This window comes from Desulfacinum hydrothermale DSM 13146, assembly GCF_900176285.1.
Lineage (GTDB): Bacteria > Desulfobacterota > Syntrophobacteria > Syntrophobacterales > DSM-9756 > Desulfacinum > Desulfacinum hydrothermale.
Map to the genome: position 1 here is coordinate 1 of NZ_FWXF01000059.1, position 1,050 is coordinate 1,050.

Genomic DNA, 1,050 nt, shown 5'->3' on the forward strand with positions numbered 1-1,050 from the left:
GTGTCTCAGACTGTAAGCGTGAGCCTTACGGGGGCCGTGGTGGTCCAGGAGGCGGCCCAGCAGGCGGGGCGTCCCATTACGCTGACGGCGGCCGGCGGGGGGGAGCATTGCTGGCTGACCAAGGCCGACCTGGACGCCCTCTATGCACTGACGGAGGACGCCGGCAGGACCATGACCCTGGAACTGGCGCCCGGGGACACCCGGCAGGTGATGTGGCGGCGCGACCAACAGCCGATCAGCGCGCGGCCTGTCCTGGAGGTGACGGACCCGGACGACGGCACATTGTATGTCTTGGCCGCATTGCGGCTCATGGAGGTCTAAATGGCGATCCTCGAGACCGATATCAAGCTCCTGAAATCCGAGCGCATGACCGACACCGACGACGGCGGCGGCCGCATGGTCAACCAGGAGGTCGTCGATGGGCAGTCCAACAACATGTTCCCGGATATCAGCGAGCTGGACCGTACCTATGGGCGCGTGAATTTACGAAAGGTTTTCGCAGCGGTTTTGACAGATGACACGGACACTTATTTTGGAAGCAATGTTATTATCAGCGAACCGCCCACCGATCCTAACGTGTCCGTTACTCTTTTCGGAACCCCGGCCAAGACGGCTTGGTTTGACGAACGCACCGAGGCCCGGGACAAGGTGGAATCCTACGTGGTTGTGGGTCCGCTCAGCCCCATGCGGTTGATCGGTGACCATTACGAGGGGCAACGTGCTGTTCTAGCATATCAAAGCCGTACCGACCCAGTGCCCGGGGCGGGCGACGTTTACGCGCTCGTGAACGGCGATGAAATTCAGTATTTCCGCGTCTTGTCCGTCGAAACACGGGACGTGGTTTATTATGACGGCGGCCCGTTCGACGCCCTAGAAGTGACGATGGAAATTTCCGACCCGCTTCGGCAGGACTGGGAGGGCGGCACGCCGAGAAAAGACAGCAGCTATCAGCCAGCCACAAAAATTCATCGAACAAGCGTGGTGGAGGCGGTCAAGTATTACGGTGTGTCGCCCCTTGCCACGAGCGCGTCGTTTGGTGATCTGTCCGTC

The 1,050-nt window shown here is 60.6% G+C and carries 1 protein-coding gene and 1 pseudogene; both read left to right on the plus strand.

Features of this window, described 5'->3' with window-relative positions:
- A partial coding sequence (locus B9A12_RS17175; RefSeq protein ID WP_170920708.1) for a hypothetical protein occupies nt 1–321 on the plus strand: 321 nt, incomplete at its 5' end.
- A pseudogene (locus tag B9A12_RS16570) lies at nt 322–1,050 on the plus strand (hypothetical protein); the annotation flags it as partial.